The following is an 18,183-nucleotide window of genomic DNA, read 5'->3' as shown; positions in this document are numbered from 1 at the left end:
GCTCAGGTGCCGTTCGGCGGCGCCTCAGCGGTGGCGCCTGGTACGCCGCACCTTCAGCTCCTCGAAGCGCGGGAGGTCGCCGTCGAGGATCCGCTGCCAGGCCCGGGCGAACAGCTCCGCAGCCGGTTCGCTCGGCACCAGGGTGCCCAGCACCGGCCGGCCGCCCGTGGCCACCCCGTACATCGGCAGCTTCCACTGCTCGACGGGCAGGACGGGCGCCGACTGCTCCGCCCAGGCGCCCGGCAGGACCAGCGAGCGTCCCGCCCGGGCCCGTACGCCCGACACCACCAGGTCGGTGTCGGCCAGTTCGGCCCGCGCCGTCTTGAGACGGGCCGGCTTCCACCCCGTCCATCGCGCGGTGTTGCGGTCCGTCGGGTCGGGCATGGCCAGCAGCATCAGGTACAGCGTTGCCGCGTCGGCGGTCAGACCGTGTGCATCGGCGACCTCGGCCACCCGCTCGGGCACCGAACGAGACGGATCCTGCGGCCACCACAGGCCCTCGTCGTCCGCCGTGCCGGCCACGGGCACGCCCGGGTCGGCCAGCAGCCGTGCGAACGCCGGATCGTACGCCCACCGCAGCGCCGTCTCGACCCCGGTCGGCTGCTGATCGGCGCCGCGCAGTGCCACCAGGTACGGGTCGGAGCCGGTGGAGTCCAGCAGGGCGGGCCGTACGGCCGGCTGGGGCTGGCCGTCCTGCGTGGCCATGAGCACCGCGCCGTACCGCTCGTGGTCCGGTGCCGTCTCCGTCGGGGCGCCGGCCACCTTCCGGAAGTCCGCGAGGCTCGTGTAATACCCGGCGGAGAGCAGCAGTTCGGGTGCCGCAAGACGCTGCCGCACGGCGGTCAGCGCACTCGGCAGCGCCGCCCGTACCGGATCGCCGGCGGGCAGCCGGTGGGCCAGCCAGGCCATCAGGCTCATCGAGCCGATCAGCACCGCCGAGGTGAACGGCGCATCGGCGGGGGACACCGTCGCCGGGTGATCTCCCTCGATGCGCCACGGGACGTCGACGCCGAGCTCCGGCGACGACGCCGGTTCCAGCAGCGCCGGGAGCGCCCGGTGCACGGGCCAGCCGCTGCGCGCGGCGCGCGCGGCCTCCGCCGCCAGCCAGTCGGGCACCTGCCGGCGCCGTCCCACCTTCTCGTTCCACACGGCGGCCGCCGACGCCATGTCCGGGCCCTCGCTCCACAGCCGGGCCGGGTCGTCGGGCAGGAGCGCCGCGAGCACCGCCCTGCGTACCTCGACCGGGAGCGCGCGCAGCTCGTCGCGGGCGTGTCCCGCCTCGGCCACCTTCAGCCCGAGCGTCTTGCGCAGCTCGGTCGGCAGGAAGTTGTTCTCCCAGCTGTCCACGTCGGGCATGCCCACGAGAACGATCCGGGCCAGCGCCCGGGACACACCGGTGAGTCGGCTGAACTCGTCGGCGGCCTCCGGCAGGAAGGGCACCGCCTCACGGGACTGTGCCTCCCCGAGGAAGCCGGTCAGCCAGTCGGCGCCGCGCAACCGGTCGCCCACCGGCGCGTCACTGCTCACGGTGTAGGGGCCGGGCACCTCGACACAGCCGTTCGGGTCGTGGAGCAGCGCGCCGAACTCCCACCCGTCGTCGACACTTGAGTTGTGCTCGGTGATGCCGAGCAGAGCACCGCCGCCCAGGGGCAGCACACTGCGGTGCGCGACGTTGCGCCGCTGGCCGTCCGGCGTGTGCAGGTGGGGCGTCGACAGGCGGACCAGGACCCGGCGCCAGTGACCGGCCGAGGCCGCCGTCGAGGCCAGCCCCAGCGCGTCCACCCGGCCGAGGACTTCGAGCAGGGCTGCCCGGTGTGCCGGTTCGCTGCCGGGCGCGACGGCCCGGTAGGCGATCGCGGCCGGCTCGTCCAGGAGCGAGACGAACGGCAGTCCCGAGTAGGGCAGCGACGGGAGATCGAAGTGCAGCCGGCCCGGCAGCGCCGTGGCGGCGGTGTCCGCGCGCACGGACGCCAGAGTCTCCAGGTATCGGTGGGTCACGTCGGTGTCCGCGTACTGGTAGTAGCCGGTATCGACGATGCCGTGCAGCGCCTTGGCGAGCACGTGGTCACTCGGTCCCTGGACCCGGACCTCCGTGGGCTCGGCGGCGGGGTCGAGCCGTGCGGCCACGGCGTCCAGGGCCTTCTGCTGCCGCACCGCGAAGCGCAGCACCTTCACCACGCCGGCGACCAGCTCGGGTGCCGAGACCTGCGGCAGCGCGGCGCTCACCAACTCGGGCAGGTCCGCCACCCGCTCCGCGAGCACAGCCGCCTTCAGCAGGACGCCGGCCGACTCCGCGTCGGTGCCCCGCAGCGCCGCCGACCCCTGCGGATCCCGCGCGCGCAGCATGTGCAGGTACGGCAGCGGCGGCAGGGCCTGAGCCGCGGTCCCGTACAGCTCGTTGCGGTGGTCGCACTCGGCCGACATCGTGACCGTGCCCTCCGGGTCGCTGAGCAACAGCTCGCGCCACTGCTGGGTCAGCGCCCGCGGTCGGTCGTCGCCGGGGAACGTCAGCGCGGCGACGGGCCTGTCGGCCCCCTTCGGAAGGGTGACGACCCGTCCGGTGGTGTCCTCGCCGTGGTGGCTGCCGTCCGACAGCCGCACGACACGCCAGCCGAGGAGCCCGTCCGCGGACGTCCCCTGGGCCGAACCCGCCACCGCCGGGGCGGGCCGCAGCCGGCACGAGCCGGCCGCCAACTCGGCCCCTGGGGCGTGCCGCAGCAGCGCGTCGGCGAGGAAGCCGGGCTGCGAGCGCCGGCCGTACGCACCGCCTACGGGGTCGTATTCGAGCCAGCCGCCCTTGTCCTCCCCGTCCCTGTCCTGCCACACCCAGTACGACGTGCCGTCGGACAGCAGCGCGCGCTCCGCGGGCAGCTTCGTGTCGCCGCTGTGGAGGACCCCGCCGCCGGTGGTGCGGCCGCCGCCGGGCAGTTGCAGGCTGAGGTGGTCCGAACGCATGGCCCAGGAGCCGGCGCCGATACCGGCGAGAGCGAACACCGTGTCGGGCGCGGTGTGCCAGTAGCCTTGCGGCTCGCCGCGACCGTACGTGCTCCAGAACACCAGCAACGCACCGTCCACGTAGTGGAAGCCCGTCCGCCACACGGACGTGGTGGGCAGCCTCAGATCGTGCACGAGAACGGTGGAGTCGGCGTCGATGACGCGCACCTGCGTCGCGTTGGCCACGATCAGATACGGCCAGGCCTCGACGACCGTCAGACCCTCGGTGGTGTGGTGGCCCGGTGCCAGCTCCGTCAGCGCCTCCTCCCACGCCGGCCAGCGCAGCTCCTCCCACAGACCGCCTCGTAGTGTGCGCGCCACGGCCTCGCCGAGATCGGCGCCGGCTGCGGCCGCGACCTCCTGCGGCGCGAGCGCGAGAGCCTCGGAGGGCAGCCACGAAAGCCGCTCGATCGCCTGCGGAAGTCCGGGCAGCCCGGCAGCCACCGACGAGGCGGCCACCTCACGCATCCACTCGGTGAGCATCGGGCGGCCGCCGGGCGAGGCGGCCAGCCGCCGCATCACGTCCGCACCGGAGGAAGCGCTGTTGTAGCTGTTCGCCCCGCGCCCGAAGGCGGGCCGGAAGCGGGGGTCGGCCGCCAGCGCGACCAGGTCCCGCGGCTCCTCGCCGCGGGCCCAGTCCGACAGGCTCAGGGCGCTGCCTCGCCGGTGGTGGGCGGACTTCTCCTCGGGGTCGGCGACCGCGATCTCCAGCGAGAGCAGGAGGTCCAGCAGGTTCACGTCCTCGACACCGATCCGCAGAAACCGCTCGCCCTCGGCCCGCGCCGCCAGATCGGCACGCAGCCGGCCGGCCGCCCGCTCGACCAGTTCCAGCAGGGCGGGCGGCGTCGGGCGCGGCCCCCAACCGCGATGCCGAGCGCGGTGAAAGCGCTCCAGCCAGCCCGCCGCGCCGTCGGAGCACTGCTCCTCCTGCGGCAGGTCGGCGTCCGCGAGACCGGCGTCGGCCCCGGACTCCGCCATGATTCCCAGCCACAGCTCGGTCATATCCCCGTTGTCCCCGGGCGGGGTCATCGACAGCAGCGTGCCCCGCACGGACGGAACGCGCCGGGCCAGCGCGACCAGCGCGCCGCGGTGCGACTTCCACCAACCGGCGGCGGCGCGCAAGGTGGCCGGCAGCGGAAGGAGCTCGGCGAGGTAGTCCTGCTCCGCCTCGTTGCCGGACAGGGCCGCGGCGCGGGCGAGCCGCTTCAGCTCCACCGCGGCCTGGGCGGACGGCGCGAGACCGCCGGCGGTCCGGCGCACGCACAGCCGCAGGAACCGCTCGTACGCCTCGACGGGCGCGAGCCGGGCCGACAGGTCCTTGCCGTAACCGGTCAGGACCTTCACCGGCAGCGCGCCGGCCAGGGCGAACTCCAGGAACACGGCGTCGAGCCGGTCCTCGTCGACCGTCAGCCCGTGCTGCGCCTCGCTCGTGCGGGCACGGCCGAACAGCTGGCCGGCGTACGTGCTGTTCTCGACGCCGAGGAAGACCCGCGCGGCCTGCTCGTAGAAGACGGGCAGGAAGTGGGGGACGGCCGCGGCGAGCCGCCCGGCCAGCTCGTGGCAGGCGTCCAGGGCGGCCTTGGGCTTGGTCTTGGCCTGCCGGGCCAGTCGGTCCAGCTCCGGCACGACCGCCAGGGCGTGGTGCCCGTCCTCGGGGTGGTGCACCAGCACCCACTCGGGAAAGCCGAGCTCCTGGCGCCGGCCGAGACCGACCACGGCCGGCTCGCCCTGCGGCTCAAGCCCGAGGAAGCCGGCGGCGAGGTCCTCGGCGGGGCCCAGTTCGGCCGCGGCCAGCCGCACGACGACCCGATCCTCGCCGAGCACCGCGTGGCGATAGGCCCGTGCGGTCAGTTCGACCGCTGAGGGGCCCGCACCCCGCGCGTCGGCCGGGAGGACCGCGCCTGCCGCGAGCAGCTCCTTGTTGTCGTTCCCAACCGTCCCGGTCACGCGTCCCCACCCTCTTCGATCGTGCGGCCGGCGTACAGCGCAGCGGCCATGCGCATCCCCTCGGACCAGGCCACCGGCCCGACCTCGGTCAGCCGCACCGCGCGGCCGTCCTCGTCGTGCCAGCTCAGCCCGCCGGTCTCCGACTCCCCGTCCCAGTACGGCTCGCCGATCCACACCGACGCCTCCGTGCTGCGGCCCCCATCACGTACTTTGCACGTGGCGTAGCCACCGGACACCCGGTAGCCGAGGCCTGTGGCGCGTGCCGCGAGACCGAACCGCGAGGCGAACTTCCCGCCCGCGTAGTCCCGTACCTCCATCGCCGTCTCCGGACGCCCGGCATCCGGCCCGTCCGGCCTGGTCCAGGTCGCCCGGTGGATCTGCTCCACCTTCTGGGTGATGCCGAGGTCGGCCGCGAAGTCCCGTACGTCGTCCAGGTCCGGCAGGAGCACGGGGTGGGGAAGCGTCATCGTGCGAGGCGACAGCCGCACGGTCTCACCGTCGAGGTCGACCACCTTGAGCTCCCCGTCGCCGGTGACGTCCCGCAGGAAGCCGACCTCGTCCGGATCGTCGCCCACGACGGCCATGTCACACAGCGCCGCCTGCCACGCCTCGTCCGGCCACACCCGCGCAATCAGCTCGGTCGGGACTGGAAGCGACGACACCATCCAGGCATCCACCTGAGCCACGCACAAGGCCGCGTGCCGGTCCAGCCACTCGGCCAGCTGCCTCAGCCGGTCGACCTCGGGACTGTCGCGCAACGCCTTCGGCAGCGCCTTCAACTGCCGCCCTCCGACTCGCCGTGCGACCACACGCCCGTCCTCGAGGGTGATCTCGTACCCCTCACCCGCTGCCAGCCACGCCATCAGCCGTGCCCCTCCGCCTGTCCATCAGATGTCAGCGCAGCCCGAACCAAGGGCCACGAAGCCCCTGAACTGCGATATGAGGGGGAGACTAACGAGGGCCACTGACAACGCTGGTTGGTCCGCGGTGCCCTCGCGACGGCTTGGCAGGGATCTTGGTGCTGCCGGGGACGGTAGGCGTCGCGCCCGACGGCGGGAGGCGGTGCGGCCGACGGAACGTCAGCAGGGCGCTGCCCGGCTGCGAGCAGGACGTTGACCGAGTGGTGCCTCCGTACGGCGGGTCGGCTTCGCGGCACACTCTCCAGGTCGACGGGTGGTATGAAGACGATGCCGACTTCATGCCGGTCTGGGGCGCTCGGGAGTTCTACCTCGACGGTGACCGCACCTACGGCCAGATGGACGACCTCGTCGTGCTCGTCGACACGCGCACCGGTGCGGCGCGAGCGCCGACTCGCGAACTTCGACAAGTTCACCCGCATGACGGGGATGGCGGCCGTCGAGTGACGGTCGACGAGTCGTTGAGCGCCGCGCTCGTCGCCCTCGATGCGACAGCGGCCCGAGGTTCGGCGCTCCGAGGACCAGCGCCGGCGCGGCCCCGCCGTACAGCTTCTTGTCACGGAAGACCTCACGCGGGCCCGTCAGGGGCAGGGCCGCAAGTGAGGTTGATCCCCGGGAATGGACACCGGGTTTCATGCAACGAGGGACAGCGTAGGTGAGCTTGTCCTACCTTCCAAGCGTGGGTTTGAGGCGGTCATTCGTAAGATCGTCGGGCCCAGGGGTTCTGGGTATGGCTGTGAGCTGGTCGCCGTTGGATGGCTCAAATGACTTGGCCGCCCGGAGCCCCGCGACGACTCGACCGCTAACGGCCTGCCCCGCGATTGATCCCAAGGATCCTGTGCGCTGAGGGCCGCGGGCTCGGCTCGTGGCGAATCATCGCTACCGAACAGGGGGCCGCGGAATGAGCGGGATGGTAACGGCAGTTAGCAGCAACAGTGAGTACTCGTTCACCAAGCCCAACCGGGCCAGCATCATGTTGCTCGCCGGGCTCGGCGTAGAGGGAGACGTACAGGCTGGCGTCACGGTCAAGCACCGCTCGCGCGTCGCGCAGGACCCCAGCCAGCCGAACCTGCGCCAGGTCCATCTCATTCACGAGGAGCTCTTCACCGAAGTCGGCGAAGATGGATTCAACATGGCGCCCGGCGAACCCGGCGAAAACATCACCACCAGCGGCATCGACCTGCTCGGCCTGCCCGGCGGGGCACTGCTGCGCATCGGCGACGAGGCGATCGTGGAGGTCACAGGTCTGCGTAATCCCTGCCTGCAGATCGACAACTTCCAGGACGGACTGCTGAAGAAGGTTGTCGGCCGCGACGAGGCCGGGAACATTGTGCGTAAGGCCGGAATCATGAGCGTCGTCCAGGTGGGCGGCGTGGTGCGTCCCGGCGACACGATCACGATGGAGCCCCCGGACGAGCCTCATCGGCCCCTCGGCCGGGTCTGACCTCCTTCGCGAGCAGGCCGTGACGTGTCGATGGCCGCGCGGTTTCTTGTGGTGTGAACATCAAGCAGGCCTGCGCGACCATGGCTCTCCTGCCTTCTGCGACATCTCGCGCCAACATCTCGGCGAGTTGATCGAAGGGCGTTGTCACGTTGGTGCGGTGTTGATCGATTGAGGGTGCGTCAGGGTGTGTGGGGGTCGGGTGGGGGCCTGGCTCACGCTGCGGTGGGCAGGGCGGTGGCGCCGGTGATCTCGTCCTAGGTGGCGGAGCGGGTGGTCATCTCGGTGTGGTATTCGGTGGCGGTCATCAGGTGGCGGTCATCAGGTGGCGGCGTGGTCGGAAGTGGGGCACGACGCCCCGCACCCGGGCCGCGGCCTCCACCGTCAACCGGGCCTCCTGCTGCTCAGCCCAGACTCGCGTTCACCTCGATCAGTTCACTCAGCTCGATCGCCGCAGGACCGGCGCAGCAGATGATCACTCCGGCACGATCAGCCGGACGATCAGCGCGAGCACCCCATGCCCGGCTCACGCCAGCCCAGTGACCAGGACTCCGCCGAATTGCTCCCCCGGCCGCCGGAGCCCTCTGCCGCTACGCGGAGGAATGAGGCTTCTCCTTATGGACTGGACAGGCGGACGCCGCTGCCGAGCGGGAGGCTGTGGGTGCCCGGGCCGTCGCCCCGGTCTGCTGCAGGATTTCGACGGAGAGCAAGTCCTCCTTGCCCTTGAAGACGTCCGCGACCAGCGGATCGGTAGGGAAGACCATTTCGGCTGAGACATTGTCCTGAACAATCCGGGCGAGGTTGTCCAGGGCGACGAAGATTGGGTCGCGAGGAACTTCGACGGTCGGCAGGTCGATCAGATGGGTAGCAACCTTCACCGGATTCATGCATCGCCTGATGATGATCGAAGCCTGGTTCAGCTCGGACGTCGTCCAGATCGACAGCACGACCGTATACAGGTCCTTCCATGCCTCCTCGCCGATCGTGGCCCGCCACTTTCGCATGAGGCCCTGCACACCACAGATCTGCGCCGCAGCTGCGTATTTCATGTTCGTACGGATACTGGGGTACGTCTTGCCCGAGAACTCCTCGAACGACGCCATGTCGAATGTTCCGTTTCTCACGGAATCACGGATGAACGTGAGTGCTTCGTCGAGGATCCTCCCACAGGAGATTTCCAGCTCCTGTGGCAGATTGGCCTCCCCGAGCTGCTGGCGTGCAGTGGTGAGGGTGGCTTCGTACCCCTGGAGCGGGCTGATCCAGCCAGCCGCTCGAGGCCCCTCGAACGCGACCATGTCCAGGTCGTGGGGGTCGATGCGGCTGGCGTTGGGGAGATTGGGCACCTTGTCGCCCAGATATGGGGCAATGGTCGAGAAGATACCCTGAGGTACGTGGCTGATCGACTTCGCAAGCTCGAACAGCTCGGGCACCGGGTTGACGGATTCCTGTGGGCTTCCGCCACGGATGAGAGTGAACTTGCCGCCCGTGGCATCGTTTTGGACGACGATCACAGGACTCAGACGACTGATCAGTTCGGACTTGAGTGCGGCATAACTCGCACGCATACCGACGTTGGCCGCTCGGATCGCGTCACGGGCCTTCAGCTCGGCGTCCGCCACGGCCACGTCTGCATGCGTGGTGGCGAAGGCCGATGGGGTGACGCCGAAGAGCGTTGCGGCACCGGCCGCCGACATTCCGTCAATGAATCCTCTGCGTGTGACCATTCCCTGTCCTTCCACGGCGCGCAGGCCGGTGCGGCGCCGCCCGCGCCGACTACCTCGCGCAAGCTTCGGCGACCACCGGTCAGTTTCCCGGAGGGACGCACCATGGACGGCATACGCCACGCACGTCTGCGCCGTGAACATGCGACGACGAGATGCTCGCCCCCGTCGACGATGGCGGCGAGCGGCGCCCCGCACAGCGGCGCTGTTCGACCTGGACAGTGCCGCCGCAGTGCGTTCCACCCTCGCGGCCGTCGCCCCCCGTGCTCTCGGCCGCCGGGTGATGCCGGATGACCCTCCGCCCGCTGCCCTGCGCCGCCCCCGCTGCGAGGTCCTGGCGCTCTTGGACGTCGCCGATCCCGGGAACGCCTGCGACCGTTGGTGGGACGGCGCGGCGTCAACGATCCCTGTCCAACCGTTCCCCGGGATTCTCGCCGGTCCGCTGGCCCTGCGCGCGCAGGGTACGGCCGTCAGCGTCGTCTGAGGTTCCCCGACCTGCGGGAGGTGCTGATCAGCTGGTCAGTGCGGGCACCCGGACGACGACGGCGAAGGTGCAGTGACATGAGCCGAGACGCCCCATGTGTGGCGAGCCTTCGCTGACATTCGAGTGGCAGTGGCCGCCGGTAGCCTCCGCCGGATGATGGTGGGCAACGAAAACACGAGACTGGTCGTCCTGCGCGGGAACAGCGCCTCGGGCAAGTCGTCAGTCGCGGCCGGCATCCGCGACCGCTTCGGCCGCGGCCTGGCCTGGGTGGAGCAGGACAACGTGCGCAGGGTCGTGCTGGGCGAGCGAGACCGGCCCGACGCAGCGAACATTGGCCTGATCGACCTGACAGCTCGCTATGCCCTGGACGCCGGGTACCACGTGGTGGTCGAAGCGATCCTGTACGCCGACCACTACAGCGAGATGCTCGCTCGGCTGCGCGCCGACCACCGTGGCCCGACCCATGGCTACTACCTGCACGTGCCGTTCGAGCAGACCCTCGCCCGGTTTCGATACCGAGGCGTACAAGCAGCGCAACACCGTCGAACGCTGCATCAACCGCCTCAAGCAGTGGCGCGGCCTGGCCATACGGTGCGACAAACTCGCCATCGCCTACCAGGCTGCACTCCACCTCGCGGCCATCCTCATCTGGGCCTCGAAGCTCGGCATGGCAAGGTTCTATCTCTTTGGTCAGCGTCGTGCCCGCCCCACGGCTGGCTAGGGCTGAACGCCAGCTCACAGCACTTCGGGCTGAGCGAGACGAGCGGGCTCTCACCCTGCGCACCCGTGTGCGCTCCGCAGGTTGTGAAGCGGCCTACGGTGCGGCAGAGGGCAGGGCGAGAAAATCACGGGCGGGAGGGGGCAGGAAGCCCGGCGTCTGCGCGAGGTCCCATTGGCAGCCCGGCTGCACCCGCTCGAGCTCGGCGAACTGTTCCCGCTGCAGCAGCAGACCCAGAGCTGACAGAGCGGTAGCGGCGGCTCTTTCGTGTCGGGTGCGTAGTTCGTCCAGAAGAGAGAGCCCGGCCGGCAGCTGCCTGCTGATCCACCACTCCATGGTGGCGTCGCCGGGCGCCCGGGCGGCAAGTTCCCCTTCCACCCGCGCGCACAGGTCCAGAGCCCAGCTGCGCACATCCCGGGCAGCATGCCAGGCGGCGCCGAGGTCCTCTGGTGAGGCTGTCCCTGCCAGGTCGTGGAGGATGCGGCGGACATCGCCGGCCAGCATGTCCAGGCTGTCGTCGGCACCCAGGACGGGGGAGTCCGGAACGTCGCGCACCGTGGTCTCCACAAGGGACGCGATCGGGTTCACCTCCAGGCCGGGCGCCATCCCTCGCAGCAGAGCGGCGATGCGCGGCAGAGGCACACTTCCCGTGAGCAGGGCATCGGCGGCGAACAACGCGGCGCCCTGCGGCGTCATGCGCTCAGAGCCGGGGCTCTCGTCCCACTGGGCCTTGGTGTCGGCCGTACGGTGCTGGTTTGTCGAGGACAAGGGGGCGCTCGTGCGTGTCGAGTTGGAGCGGCTGGCTGCTGAGGTCGTAGCGGGGCTGCCGTCTGCGGGGCGTGAGGAGGTGCAGCTTCTTCTGGACGATGTGGTGCCGCGGCCGGAGGAGTGGCCGGCGCCGGGTGGCGAGGCAGTGGCCGACGTCTTCGCGATGCGGTGCTGGGTCTCCTTCGTGGCCTACCTCGGCGGCGCTGAAGTGCGTGACGTCGGGCGGATGGGCTGAGCTGATGCCACGACACACGGACCCTCCCGTCTGTCTGGGAGGGGTCCGTCGTCGTGTCCGACCCCCCGCGTCCCTGCGGCGCATGCACCCGATCGAGTGACCGCCCGGCAGGCAGACTACGCGGCCGCATCGGGAACGTGACTGCCCGTAGGCGAGGCAGTGGCCGAACGGTGCGGGCGGCCTGACGGCCCTGACCGGATCGACGGCGACGTCGCGCGCTGAGCAGGCGACGACCACGAGGCACGCCACGTTGAAACCTCGGAGAATCGGCCTCGAATCGTCTTGATGCTCCTATTGGCAGTCAAGCGGTGTCGAGTGCTTGAACGTCCCCGGTCGTGCGCAGGGATCTCGCGGTTCCACGCATGGGTGGTCCGCGATACTCAACGCATGGCACTGACACAGCAATTGGCACGGGTGACCCCGCAGTACCTGGCTCAGTGCCGCGCAGCTGCGGCGGTGTCACCGGACGGCAACCCTGATTGGGACCCGCCTGCGGGGGACACCGTGGATCTCGACTGGGCGATCTGGGGCTTGATCGGGTTCTGCCAGCGAATGCGCATCGAGGATCCGTGCATCCAGGTCCTCACGCGAAGCATCTCGGGGGACTCGGACGGCGTCGAGTTTCTTGATCATCCGGGGGTCTATGACGGCTTTGACGCCCCTCCCGCCGTTCTCGCTCCTGCGGTAGTCGCTGAAGTGGCCCGTGAACTGTCTGCTTTGGACGTAGGCGAAATACTCAACGGCCTTTCTGTGGATCCCTTGACGGCTGCCGAAGCGTGCGGATTTCGAGGGTTCAACGGACACCCGCGCGAGTACCTCGTCGAGCATTTTGGGCTGCTGCAGAGCTTCTATCTCATCGCCGGCCGACGTGGGCTGGCGGTTCTGACCTGGACAGACTGAGCACCAGCCCCTCGCGAGCGGTCAATCGGCGGTGAGCCAGGTCCGGTAGGTGCCTGCGAGGTCGTCGTCGCGGCGGGTGCCGCGTTCGATGCAGGAGATCACGGCGGGCCAGACGCCGAAGTGCTCGGCGACGGTGGTGAGCGTGATGTTCTTGGCCCGGCGTGCCGGCCTGAGGTCGGCGATGTCCGGGACCGCGACTGGTGTTGTCAGGTAGCGGAAGATCTCTCGGGCGGTCGCGCGTTTGAGCAGTCGGATGATCTCCTTCTTCGTGCGTCCGGCGGCAGTCTGTCGGGCGACGTATTCGCGGGTGCGGGAGTCGCTGGACATGCGGACGAGGGCGATGCGGTAGAGGGCGGCGTTGGCCCCGCGGTCGCCGCCGCGGGAGAGGCGGTGGCGGTTGGTCCTGCCGCTGGAGGCGGCCCTCCAGGGCCTGCCCGTCGCCTTCGCCCTGACCCCGGGGCCAAGGCCGACGAGCGCGAGACGCTGCTGGACCTCCTGGCCGCCGAACCCGGCCTTGTCGCCGCACGTCCTGCCCAGACACTGATCGGCGAAAAGAACTACTTCGGCCGGGGTTTCGAGCACGAGCTGGCCGAGCAGGACATCCGGCTACTTCGGCCGGCCCACAAGGGCAAGCCGGAGCGGCCCGGAACGCTGTTATTCAAGGCCTTGCGGATTTCTGGACGGCCGTCGCATCGGCCGCCGACGACTACCGCGTCGACCGACAGGCCGGCCAACCGATCCGGCTCGAACTATGGTGCGAAAGCGCCGTTCTGTATCCAGTGACTGTTGTTGCTCGGCGTCGTTGTCGTTCCCGTGGGGGAGAATGGTGCTCGATGCTGGCAGGTACACCGGTATGACGTCGGCCGGTCCTTCCACGGCCTCGATGAGTTGCTGCCCGGCGTCGCGCCGGATCTGGCGGCACGGGCCCGAGACCTGGGTGTACGGGACGGGCAGCGGTTCATGATCGGGCCGGATGGGCGGCCGGACCTTCGGGTCAACGCCTGTCTGGGGTCGGCGAAGTGGCGCAACCTCGGCGAGCGGAAGTACAGGGACTACACGTACTCGGTCGGGGTGTGGTTGAACTACCTGGTGCCGTTGCAGGTCAACTGGTGGGACGCGGTCGAGGGCGACGCGGAGGAATTCCTGTTCTGGCGGGTGACCGACCCGGCGAACGTCGCACGGGTACAGACGAACTCGTTCACCCGCGACCTCGCGGGACTGAAGAAGTTCTACCGCTGGATGAGCCGCTACGGCGTCGCGAACCCCTTCGACGCCTTCGATGCTCCGCGGGCGCTCCGTAGTGAGGACGTCAAGTGGCTCGACGCCGGCGGCTACAAGCGTTGGCTGGACCTGGGCATTCGCGGCATGGATCTGTCCGGGCGTCCGGACCGGTGGTGGCGGGGGCGCAACGAACAGCGCGATGTGGCGTTCTGCGACGGCCTCTACGGCACCGGTCTGCGGGTGTCGGAGTGGGCGAGCGTGGTGCTGCCGGAGCTGCCGCCCTTCGACCGTCGCCGCGGCTACTACACCTTGGAGCTGGCCGACGCCTGCGCCAAGGGCGGGTACGGACATCCGTACTGGATGCCACGCGCGGTGATGAAGTCCCTGCTGTCCTACGGCGAGTGCGCTCGCGCGGCCGCAGTGAGGCGGGCCCAGGCCGCTGGCCGCTACGAGCGGGTGACCGGGCTGCGGTTGGTCCTGACGACGCAGGGGACGGAGTCGGTGACCTTCCCAGGCTGGAGGCACGGCTTCAGACCATCGCGACCGCTGCCAACCTGCTCGCGCTGGAGAACGCCGCCCTCTCCGGCCGGGACACCGAGGACGCCAAGGTCCGCGTCATCCCTCGCAGACGCCTCCACATGCCATGACGCAGAGGACGCTGAGATAAAAACCGCCCGCATCCTGACGGCCAACTGCGGGAGGTTTTCCATCTCGACGTCCGCAGGAATACGGCCGGGCATTCGGTGCGTCACGACTCGGCGGGCCAGTTTCCGGCACGCAGCGAGACCGGATTCAACCTTTACCGGCTTCTTTTTTTCTCCGTACGGTGATGTGCTGGAAAGGAACCCGACATGACCACAACCACTCCTTCTTCTTCACGGAAAATTCCCGCATTCAAGGCGGCCTTCACTGTCCTTGCGGCCCTCGCCGCTACCCTCACCGTTCAGGCGGCACCCGCAGCGGCCGACGAGTCGATTTGCGGACACCAGGTCGGCGGCGACATCCTCACCAAGTACATCAGCCTCGGCCGGTCCGGTGGTGTCCTCGGCTGCCCGCTCACCGATGAGCTCACCAATCCGGACGGTGTCGGCAGGCGGCAGCAGTTCGAGAGAGGATCCATCTACTGGAAGGCCTCGACGGGTGCGCACCCCGTATGGGGGGCCATCCGCGACAAGTGGGGCACTCTCAACTGGGAGGCTGGCGCCCTGGGCTATCCGGTCGACGACGAGCTGACCAACCTTGACGGGGTGGGCAAGGGGCAGCAATTCGAGGGCGGCACCATGTCCTGGCATCCCGACTACGGGGCGCACCCTGTGTGGGGGCAGATCGCGAGGCTGTGGAATCGTTACGGCAAGTTTGCCAGCCGGTTCGGATACCCCGTCACCGACGAGCGGCGTGACGACAGCCTGAACGGATACCGGCAGACTTTCTCCGTCCGCAATACGGACCTGTTCTGGAGTGCCGGAATGGGCCCCGGTAACGAAGTCTGCACCGGGGAGTGCGCCGGCTACGTCCTGAGCGCGGGCGCGCTGTGGGTTGAAACGGTCTCCGTCAAGTACGCACTGCCCGACGGGGATGCCGATCACATCGAGGTAAGCGTCACGCCGACGCAGACCGGATACGAGCAGGCGTCGACCGACTACGACTCACTGTGGCAGCAGGTGTGGAACGTGGTCCCCACGCCCTTGCCGCTCGACGGGACACAACTGAGCCAGACGCAGCTCGCCTCGATGAAGGATCAGCTCACCTGTCACGCGAAGTGGGACTTCAAGCTGTTCGGCAAGCACCTTGCTGGTGACACCTGGGATCTGGAGTCCTGGCGTCCGCAGAAGGGCGAGGATTACGCGACGAGCGTGCTCGCCCTGCTCAACACCTGCAACTGGAACTGATCACCTTGACGCACCGAACCTCCCGCAGCCTGACGATCAACTGCGGGAGGTTTTCACCTCAGTGTCCGCAGAGGGGTGGATTCCTCCACGACGCGGCGTGGTCGCAGTCCCGACAGTGTCGCCTCGCGGTGAAGCTGGGGCCGTGAGCATCAGTAGCGAGCACCCGGTCAGTGCAGACCAGATCTATCGGGCCCTGATGGCCTTGGGAGCTGACCGGTCCTTGATCCGGAGTTGTGGCCCGAGGGTCCGCAGGAGGAGGACCGTCTACGGCTGCTCGGTGCACTGCTGGCCACGGGCGGCGTCCTTCATGGCCGTGGTGACAGCTTCGGACGCGCTCGGCGCTCACCTTCGCCTCCAGCGCGGTGACGTGGAAGGCGTGCGGCAAGCCCTTGGCCGGACGGAGGCATCCCTCATCGGGGTCCTGCAGGGCATCCATGGCCTGCGCATCGCCATCGGCGACGCGCAGGAGGAGCCGAAGGAGTAAATACGCCGCACCCTATGGAGAGCAACACCACTGTTGCAGGTGCTGACTGTCATACCAGCTCTCTCACCAGGGAGAACAACCTTTCCTTCCGGGCGAGGAGAGCGCACCACACTGGCGGGATAACGGCGGGCATGGTCACTCAACTGGTCAGGATCGGAGCCGAGTTCGGTATCTCATGCTTCTTCAGCGGTGGCTTCGACGGCCTGGCCGGCAAGCATGAAGCAGCGGTCCGGCCGGTGACAGGGGGTCTCAGAACCCGGGTGCTTCACATCGGCGACTACGACCAGAGTGGCGAGCACATGTTCACGGCACTGGCCGAAGACGTGCTCGCGTTCGCCGAGGCCGCAGGCGTTGAGGTGCAGTTCGAGCGCGTCGCGGTCACCGGTGAACAGGTCGTGGCCCACAACCTGCCGATCGCGCCCCCGAAAGCGACTGACCGCAGGTCGTTCTCCGGCACCGCCACCACCCAGGCCGAGGCCCTGCCGCCCGACGTCCTCGCCGCGATCGTGCGCGAGGCCATCGAGGCCCACCGCGACCCCGAGGTCCACCGGCAGATCCTCGCCCGCGAGGAAACCGAACGCCGCGCGATTCGCGAGTCCCTGAGCAGGAGGCCCCGAGACCGGATGGCCGCCCATTGAGTGAGCCGCGGACCAACCCCCTGCACTACAGGTGTTGCATCAGATAGGATCACCAAGACAGCCTCTGAGCTGCTGAAACTCCTTCCGCACAGTCGCGAAGCCCCAGAGAAATGTCGGCGACTTCGACTGCGCCGGTGAGGACGTCGAACGCGACTGGATAGCGCGTACCGCATGCTGGAGCCACACCGAACGGGTGCTGCTCACCTACGACCAGGTCGTCCACGACCACGAGCTGCCCGCGACCGAGGCAAGCGCGGCGATCCCCGGTGGCCGGCCTTCGCGCGCCGCCATGGCTTCGACATCGAACGCCCCGTGCAGTGGGAGGTCGAAGCGCTGGAGCCGGACGAACTCCGGCGCCTGGTCCTCGCCGCCGTCGCCCCGTACATCGACCGCCAGGTCCTCGCGCAGCAGACCGCCCGGCAGGAAGAACAGCGCCGCGCCCTGGCCTCCTTCGTTCGGGGCTGGGGCGCGGCGGGCGGGACGTCGTCCTAACGCTGTGCTGGAGCTTGGGCGGCCTGGGCAAAGTGCATGACGATCGCCTTCGCACCGGCAGCGACTTCGTCGATGAGCTCGTAGCCGCGGGGGTCTTCCGGGTGGTTGCGGACCCAGATCATGGCGTAGCTGCTGATCTGGTTGATGTCGCTGGGGCGCAGGAAGATGGCGTCGCCGGTGTGGAGCCGCTCGGGGGCCTTGTGTTGCCACAGCCGGTAGTACCGGCCTTCGTCCTCGTTGAAGCCCAGGTGCCGGTCGCCGTGCCGGTCGCCGTGCGGGTCGATCAGGTGGGTGGTGAAGGGCAGATCGCTCGGGCCCGGCTGCCAGGGCTGTTCCTGCTGGCTCAACGCATCCTCCGTCGGCGTTCGGTGATCACAACGCACCCGAGTCTGTCAGCGCTGGTCCCGGCACCGCCGACTGCAACACCAGCCCATGGCACTGCAACGCCCCCAGTGAAACACCGCCGCGCGTTTCGCTCCTGACCTGCGGTGATGCCCCGCACGTCGCGCCTATAGCGCTGGCCTCAGGCGAGGGCGTTGTGGAGGTCTCGCACGGCGGGCTCGCGGTGGTGCTGGGCGGGGATGGACTGGTACAGGTCCGTGGCGCGGGTGTGGATGAGGCCGGTGCGGTAGCCGGCCGGGAGGACGGCCAGAGCGGCGGCGGCGCGGCGGCACGCCTGCTCGGTGTCGCCGTCGTGGTGGGCACAGGCTGCGCCGTCGATGGTCAGAAGGGTGCGGGTCATGCTGCTGGTCGGGGCGGACAGTTCGAGCGCGCGGCCCTGGCTTTCGCGTGCCCGTCCGGTGTCGCCCAGAGCGGTGAGCGCGTGGGAGAGGTGGACGTGGTGCTTCTGCCGGCAGTGCCCGAACCAGGTGTCGGCCCGCTGCTCGCCGCTGAGCCGTTCCATCAGCCGGTCGGCGTCGGCCAGCGCATCGCGGGCCTGGTCGGGTTGGTGGGAGAGGGCGTAGGCGCGGGCGGCGACGGCGGCCGCCAGGGTCGCGGCGGCTGTCGGCGAGTTCCCGGCGACGCGGCGGGCCTGTTCGGCCAGGCCCGCCGCGGCCTTGGGAGAGCCGTAGTTCAGCCCCACCATCGCCTCGCGGCCCATCACCCATGCGTGCAGTTGCCGGTCGCCGGATTCACCGGCGGCGTGGGCAGCGGTGGCGAACCAGGCGCGGGCCTCGCGGCGGCTGCCGAGGTCGTGCAGCACGATCGCGGTCATGCCCGCCATCTGCCCGGCGGTGCGGCACAGCCTTACCCGGGTGGCGACGGGCTGCGGGACGTCCAGCAGTGGGCGGATGTCGGCGAAGTCGGTGACCAGGTCGGCCAGGACCCGGGCG

General features: G+C 69.6%; 15 protein-coding genes and 4 pseudogenes. 12 read left to right on the top strand and 7 right to left on the bottom strand.

All coding sequences use genetic code 11. The features are described from left to right. Positions 1-24: 24 nt before the first annotated feature. Complete coding sequence (locus OG609_RS00300) at positions 25-4,941, bottom strand: DNA-binding protein (RefSeq protein ID WP_327270871.1); 4,917 nt, start codon at positions 4,939-4,941, stop codon at positions 25-27. Then, a complete protein-coding gene (locus OG609_RS00295) occupies positions 4,938-5,804 on the bottom strand; it encodes a DUF4132 domain-containing protein (protein ID WP_327270870.1) in 867 nt (288 codons plus the stop codon). The genes OG609_RS00300 and OG609_RS00295 overlap by 4 nt, the downstream gene beginning before the upstream one ends. A 955-nt stretch (positions 5,805-6,759) precedes the next feature. On the opposite strand from OG609_RS00295, the gene OG609_RS00290 reads away from it, so the two are divergent. Beyond that, on the top strand, positions 6,760-7,302 hold the full coding sequence (locus tag OG609_RS00290; RefSeq protein WP_327270869.1) for an MOSC domain-containing protein: 543 nt from the start codon (positions 6,760-6,762) through the stop codon (positions 7,300-7,302). Between the two features lie 587 nt (positions 7,303-7,889). Here OG609_RS00290 and OG609_RS00285 read toward each other — a convergent pair. Then, the gene (locus OG609_RS00285) at positions 7,890-9,023 is read right to left on the bottom strand and encodes a hypothetical protein (RefSeq protein ID WP_327270868.1); all 1,134 of its coding nucleotides are present in this window, start codon (positions 9,021-9,023) and stop codon (positions 7,890-7,892) included. Between the two features lie 229 nt (positions 9,024-9,252). On the opposite strand from OG609_RS00285, the gene OG609_RS00280 reads away from it, so the two are divergent. From OG609_RS00280 to OG609_RS00270, 3 genes and pseudogenes are all read left to right on the top strand, one after another. Next, the gene (locus tag OG609_RS00280) at positions 9,253-9,504 is read left to right on the top strand and encodes a hypothetical protein (RefSeq protein WP_327270867.1); all 252 of its coding nucleotides are present in this window, start codon (positions 9,253-9,255) and stop codon (positions 9,502-9,504) included. A gap of 156 nt (positions 9,505-9,660) precedes the next feature. After that, a pseudogene (locus OG609_RS00275) lies at positions 9,661-10,011 on the top strand (kinase); the annotation flags it as partial. Then, positions 10,007-10,225, top strand: a pseudogene (locus tag OG609_RS00270) (hypothetical protein); the annotation flags it as partial. The pseudogenes OG609_RS00275 and OG609_RS00270, both read left to right, overlap by 5 nt. 93 nt (positions 10,226-10,318) lie before the next feature. Here OG609_RS00270 and OG609_RS00265 read toward each other — a convergent pair. Then, on the bottom strand, positions 10,319-10,990 hold the full coding sequence (locus OG609_RS00265; protein WP_327270866.1) for a hypothetical protein: 672 nt from the start codon (positions 10,988-10,990) through the stop codon (positions 10,319-10,321). A 10-nt stretch (positions 10,991-11,000) separates the two neighbouring features. On the opposite strand from OG609_RS00265, the gene OG609_RS00260 reads away from it, so the two are divergent. Next, positions 11,001-11,225 carry a hypothetical protein gene (locus tag OG609_RS00260; RefSeq protein ID WP_327270865.1) on the top strand — a complete coding sequence of 75 codons (225 nt, stop codon included), beginning with the start codon at positions 11,001-11,003 and terminating at the stop codon, positions 11,223-11,225. Positions 11,226-11,612: 387 nt separating this feature from the next. Then, on the top strand, positions 11,613-12,125 hold the full coding sequence (locus OG609_RS00255; protein WP_327270864.1) for a DUF1877 domain-containing protein: 513 nt from the start codon (positions 11,613-11,615) through the stop codon (positions 12,123-12,125). A gap of 204 nt (positions 12,126-12,329) precedes the next feature. Here the strand turns inward: OG609_RS00255 and OG609_RS45905 are convergent. Beyond that, positions 12,330-12,542, bottom strand: a pseudogene (locus OG609_RS45905) (transposase); the annotation flags it as partial. Here OG609_RS45905 and OG609_RS00245 point away from each other — a divergent pair. The 6 genes and pseudogenes from OG609_RS00245 to OG609_RS00220 all read left to right on the top strand — a co-directional run. Then, positions 12,517-12,797: pseudogene (locus tag OG609_RS00245) on the top strand (IS982 family transposase); the annotation flags it as partial. The pseudogenes OG609_RS45905 and OG609_RS00245 overlap by 26 nt on opposite strands. Positions 12,798-12,938: 141 nt before the next feature. Continuing rightward, positions 12,939-14,201 (top strand): hypothetical protein, encoded by a 1,263-nt coding sequence (locus OG609_RS00240; RefSeq protein ID WP_327270863.1) that lies wholly within the window; start codon positions 12,939-12,941, stop codon positions 14,199-14,201. Then, the gene (locus tag OG609_RS00235; RefSeq protein WP_327270862.1) at positions 14,198-15,235 is read left to right on the top strand and encodes a DUF2599 domain-containing protein; all 1,038 of its coding nucleotides are present in this window, start codon (positions 14,198-14,200) and stop codon (positions 15,233-15,235) included. Before OG609_RS00240 ends, OG609_RS00235 begins: the two co-directional genes overlap by 4 nt. A 307-nt stretch (positions 15,236-15,542) precedes the next feature. Further along, on the top strand, positions 15,543-15,719 hold the full coding sequence (locus OG609_RS00230) for a hypothetical protein (protein ID WP_327270861.1): 177 nt from the start codon (positions 15,543-15,545) through the stop codon (positions 15,717-15,719). A gap of 131 nt (positions 15,720-15,850) precedes the next feature. Continuing rightward, positions 15,851-16,357 carry a hypothetical protein gene (locus OG609_RS00225; RefSeq protein WP_327270860.1) on the top strand — a complete coding sequence of 169 codons (507 nt, stop codon included), beginning with the start codon at positions 15,851-15,853 and terminating at the stop codon, positions 16,355-16,357. 312 nt (positions 16,358-16,669) lie between these two features. After that, complete coding sequence (locus OG609_RS00220; protein WP_327270859.1) at positions 16,670-16,849, top strand: hypothetical protein; 180 nt, start codon at positions 16,670-16,672, stop codon at positions 16,847-16,849. On the opposite strand, the gene OG609_RS00215 is transcribed toward OG609_RS00220, so the two are convergent. Together OG609_RS00215 and OG609_RS00210 are read right to left on the bottom strand one after the other, a co-directional pair. After that, positions 16,846-17,196 carry a hypothetical protein gene (locus OG609_RS00215; RefSeq protein WP_327270858.1) on the bottom strand — a complete coding sequence of 117 codons (351 nt, stop codon included), beginning with the start codon at positions 17,194-17,196 and terminating at the stop codon, positions 16,846-16,848. The genes OG609_RS00220 and OG609_RS00215 overlap by 4 nt on opposite strands. Before the next feature lie 176 nt (positions 17,197-17,372). Next, positions 17,373-18,065, bottom strand: a complete 693-nt coding sequence (locus OG609_RS00210) for a hypothetical protein (RefSeq protein ID WP_327270857.1) — start codon at positions 18,063-18,065, stop codon at positions 17,373-17,375. Between the last annotated feature and the right edge of the window lie 118 nt (positions 18,066-18,183).

Source organism: Streptomyces sp. NBC_01224, from assembly GCF_036002945.1.
In the GTDB taxonomy this organism is placed as follows: Bacteria; Actinomycetota; Actinomycetes; order Streptomycetales; family Streptomycetaceae; genus Streptomyces.
Note: the sequence above shows the minus strand (reverse complement) of the source record. Positions and strands in the feature narration are given on the sequence as shown.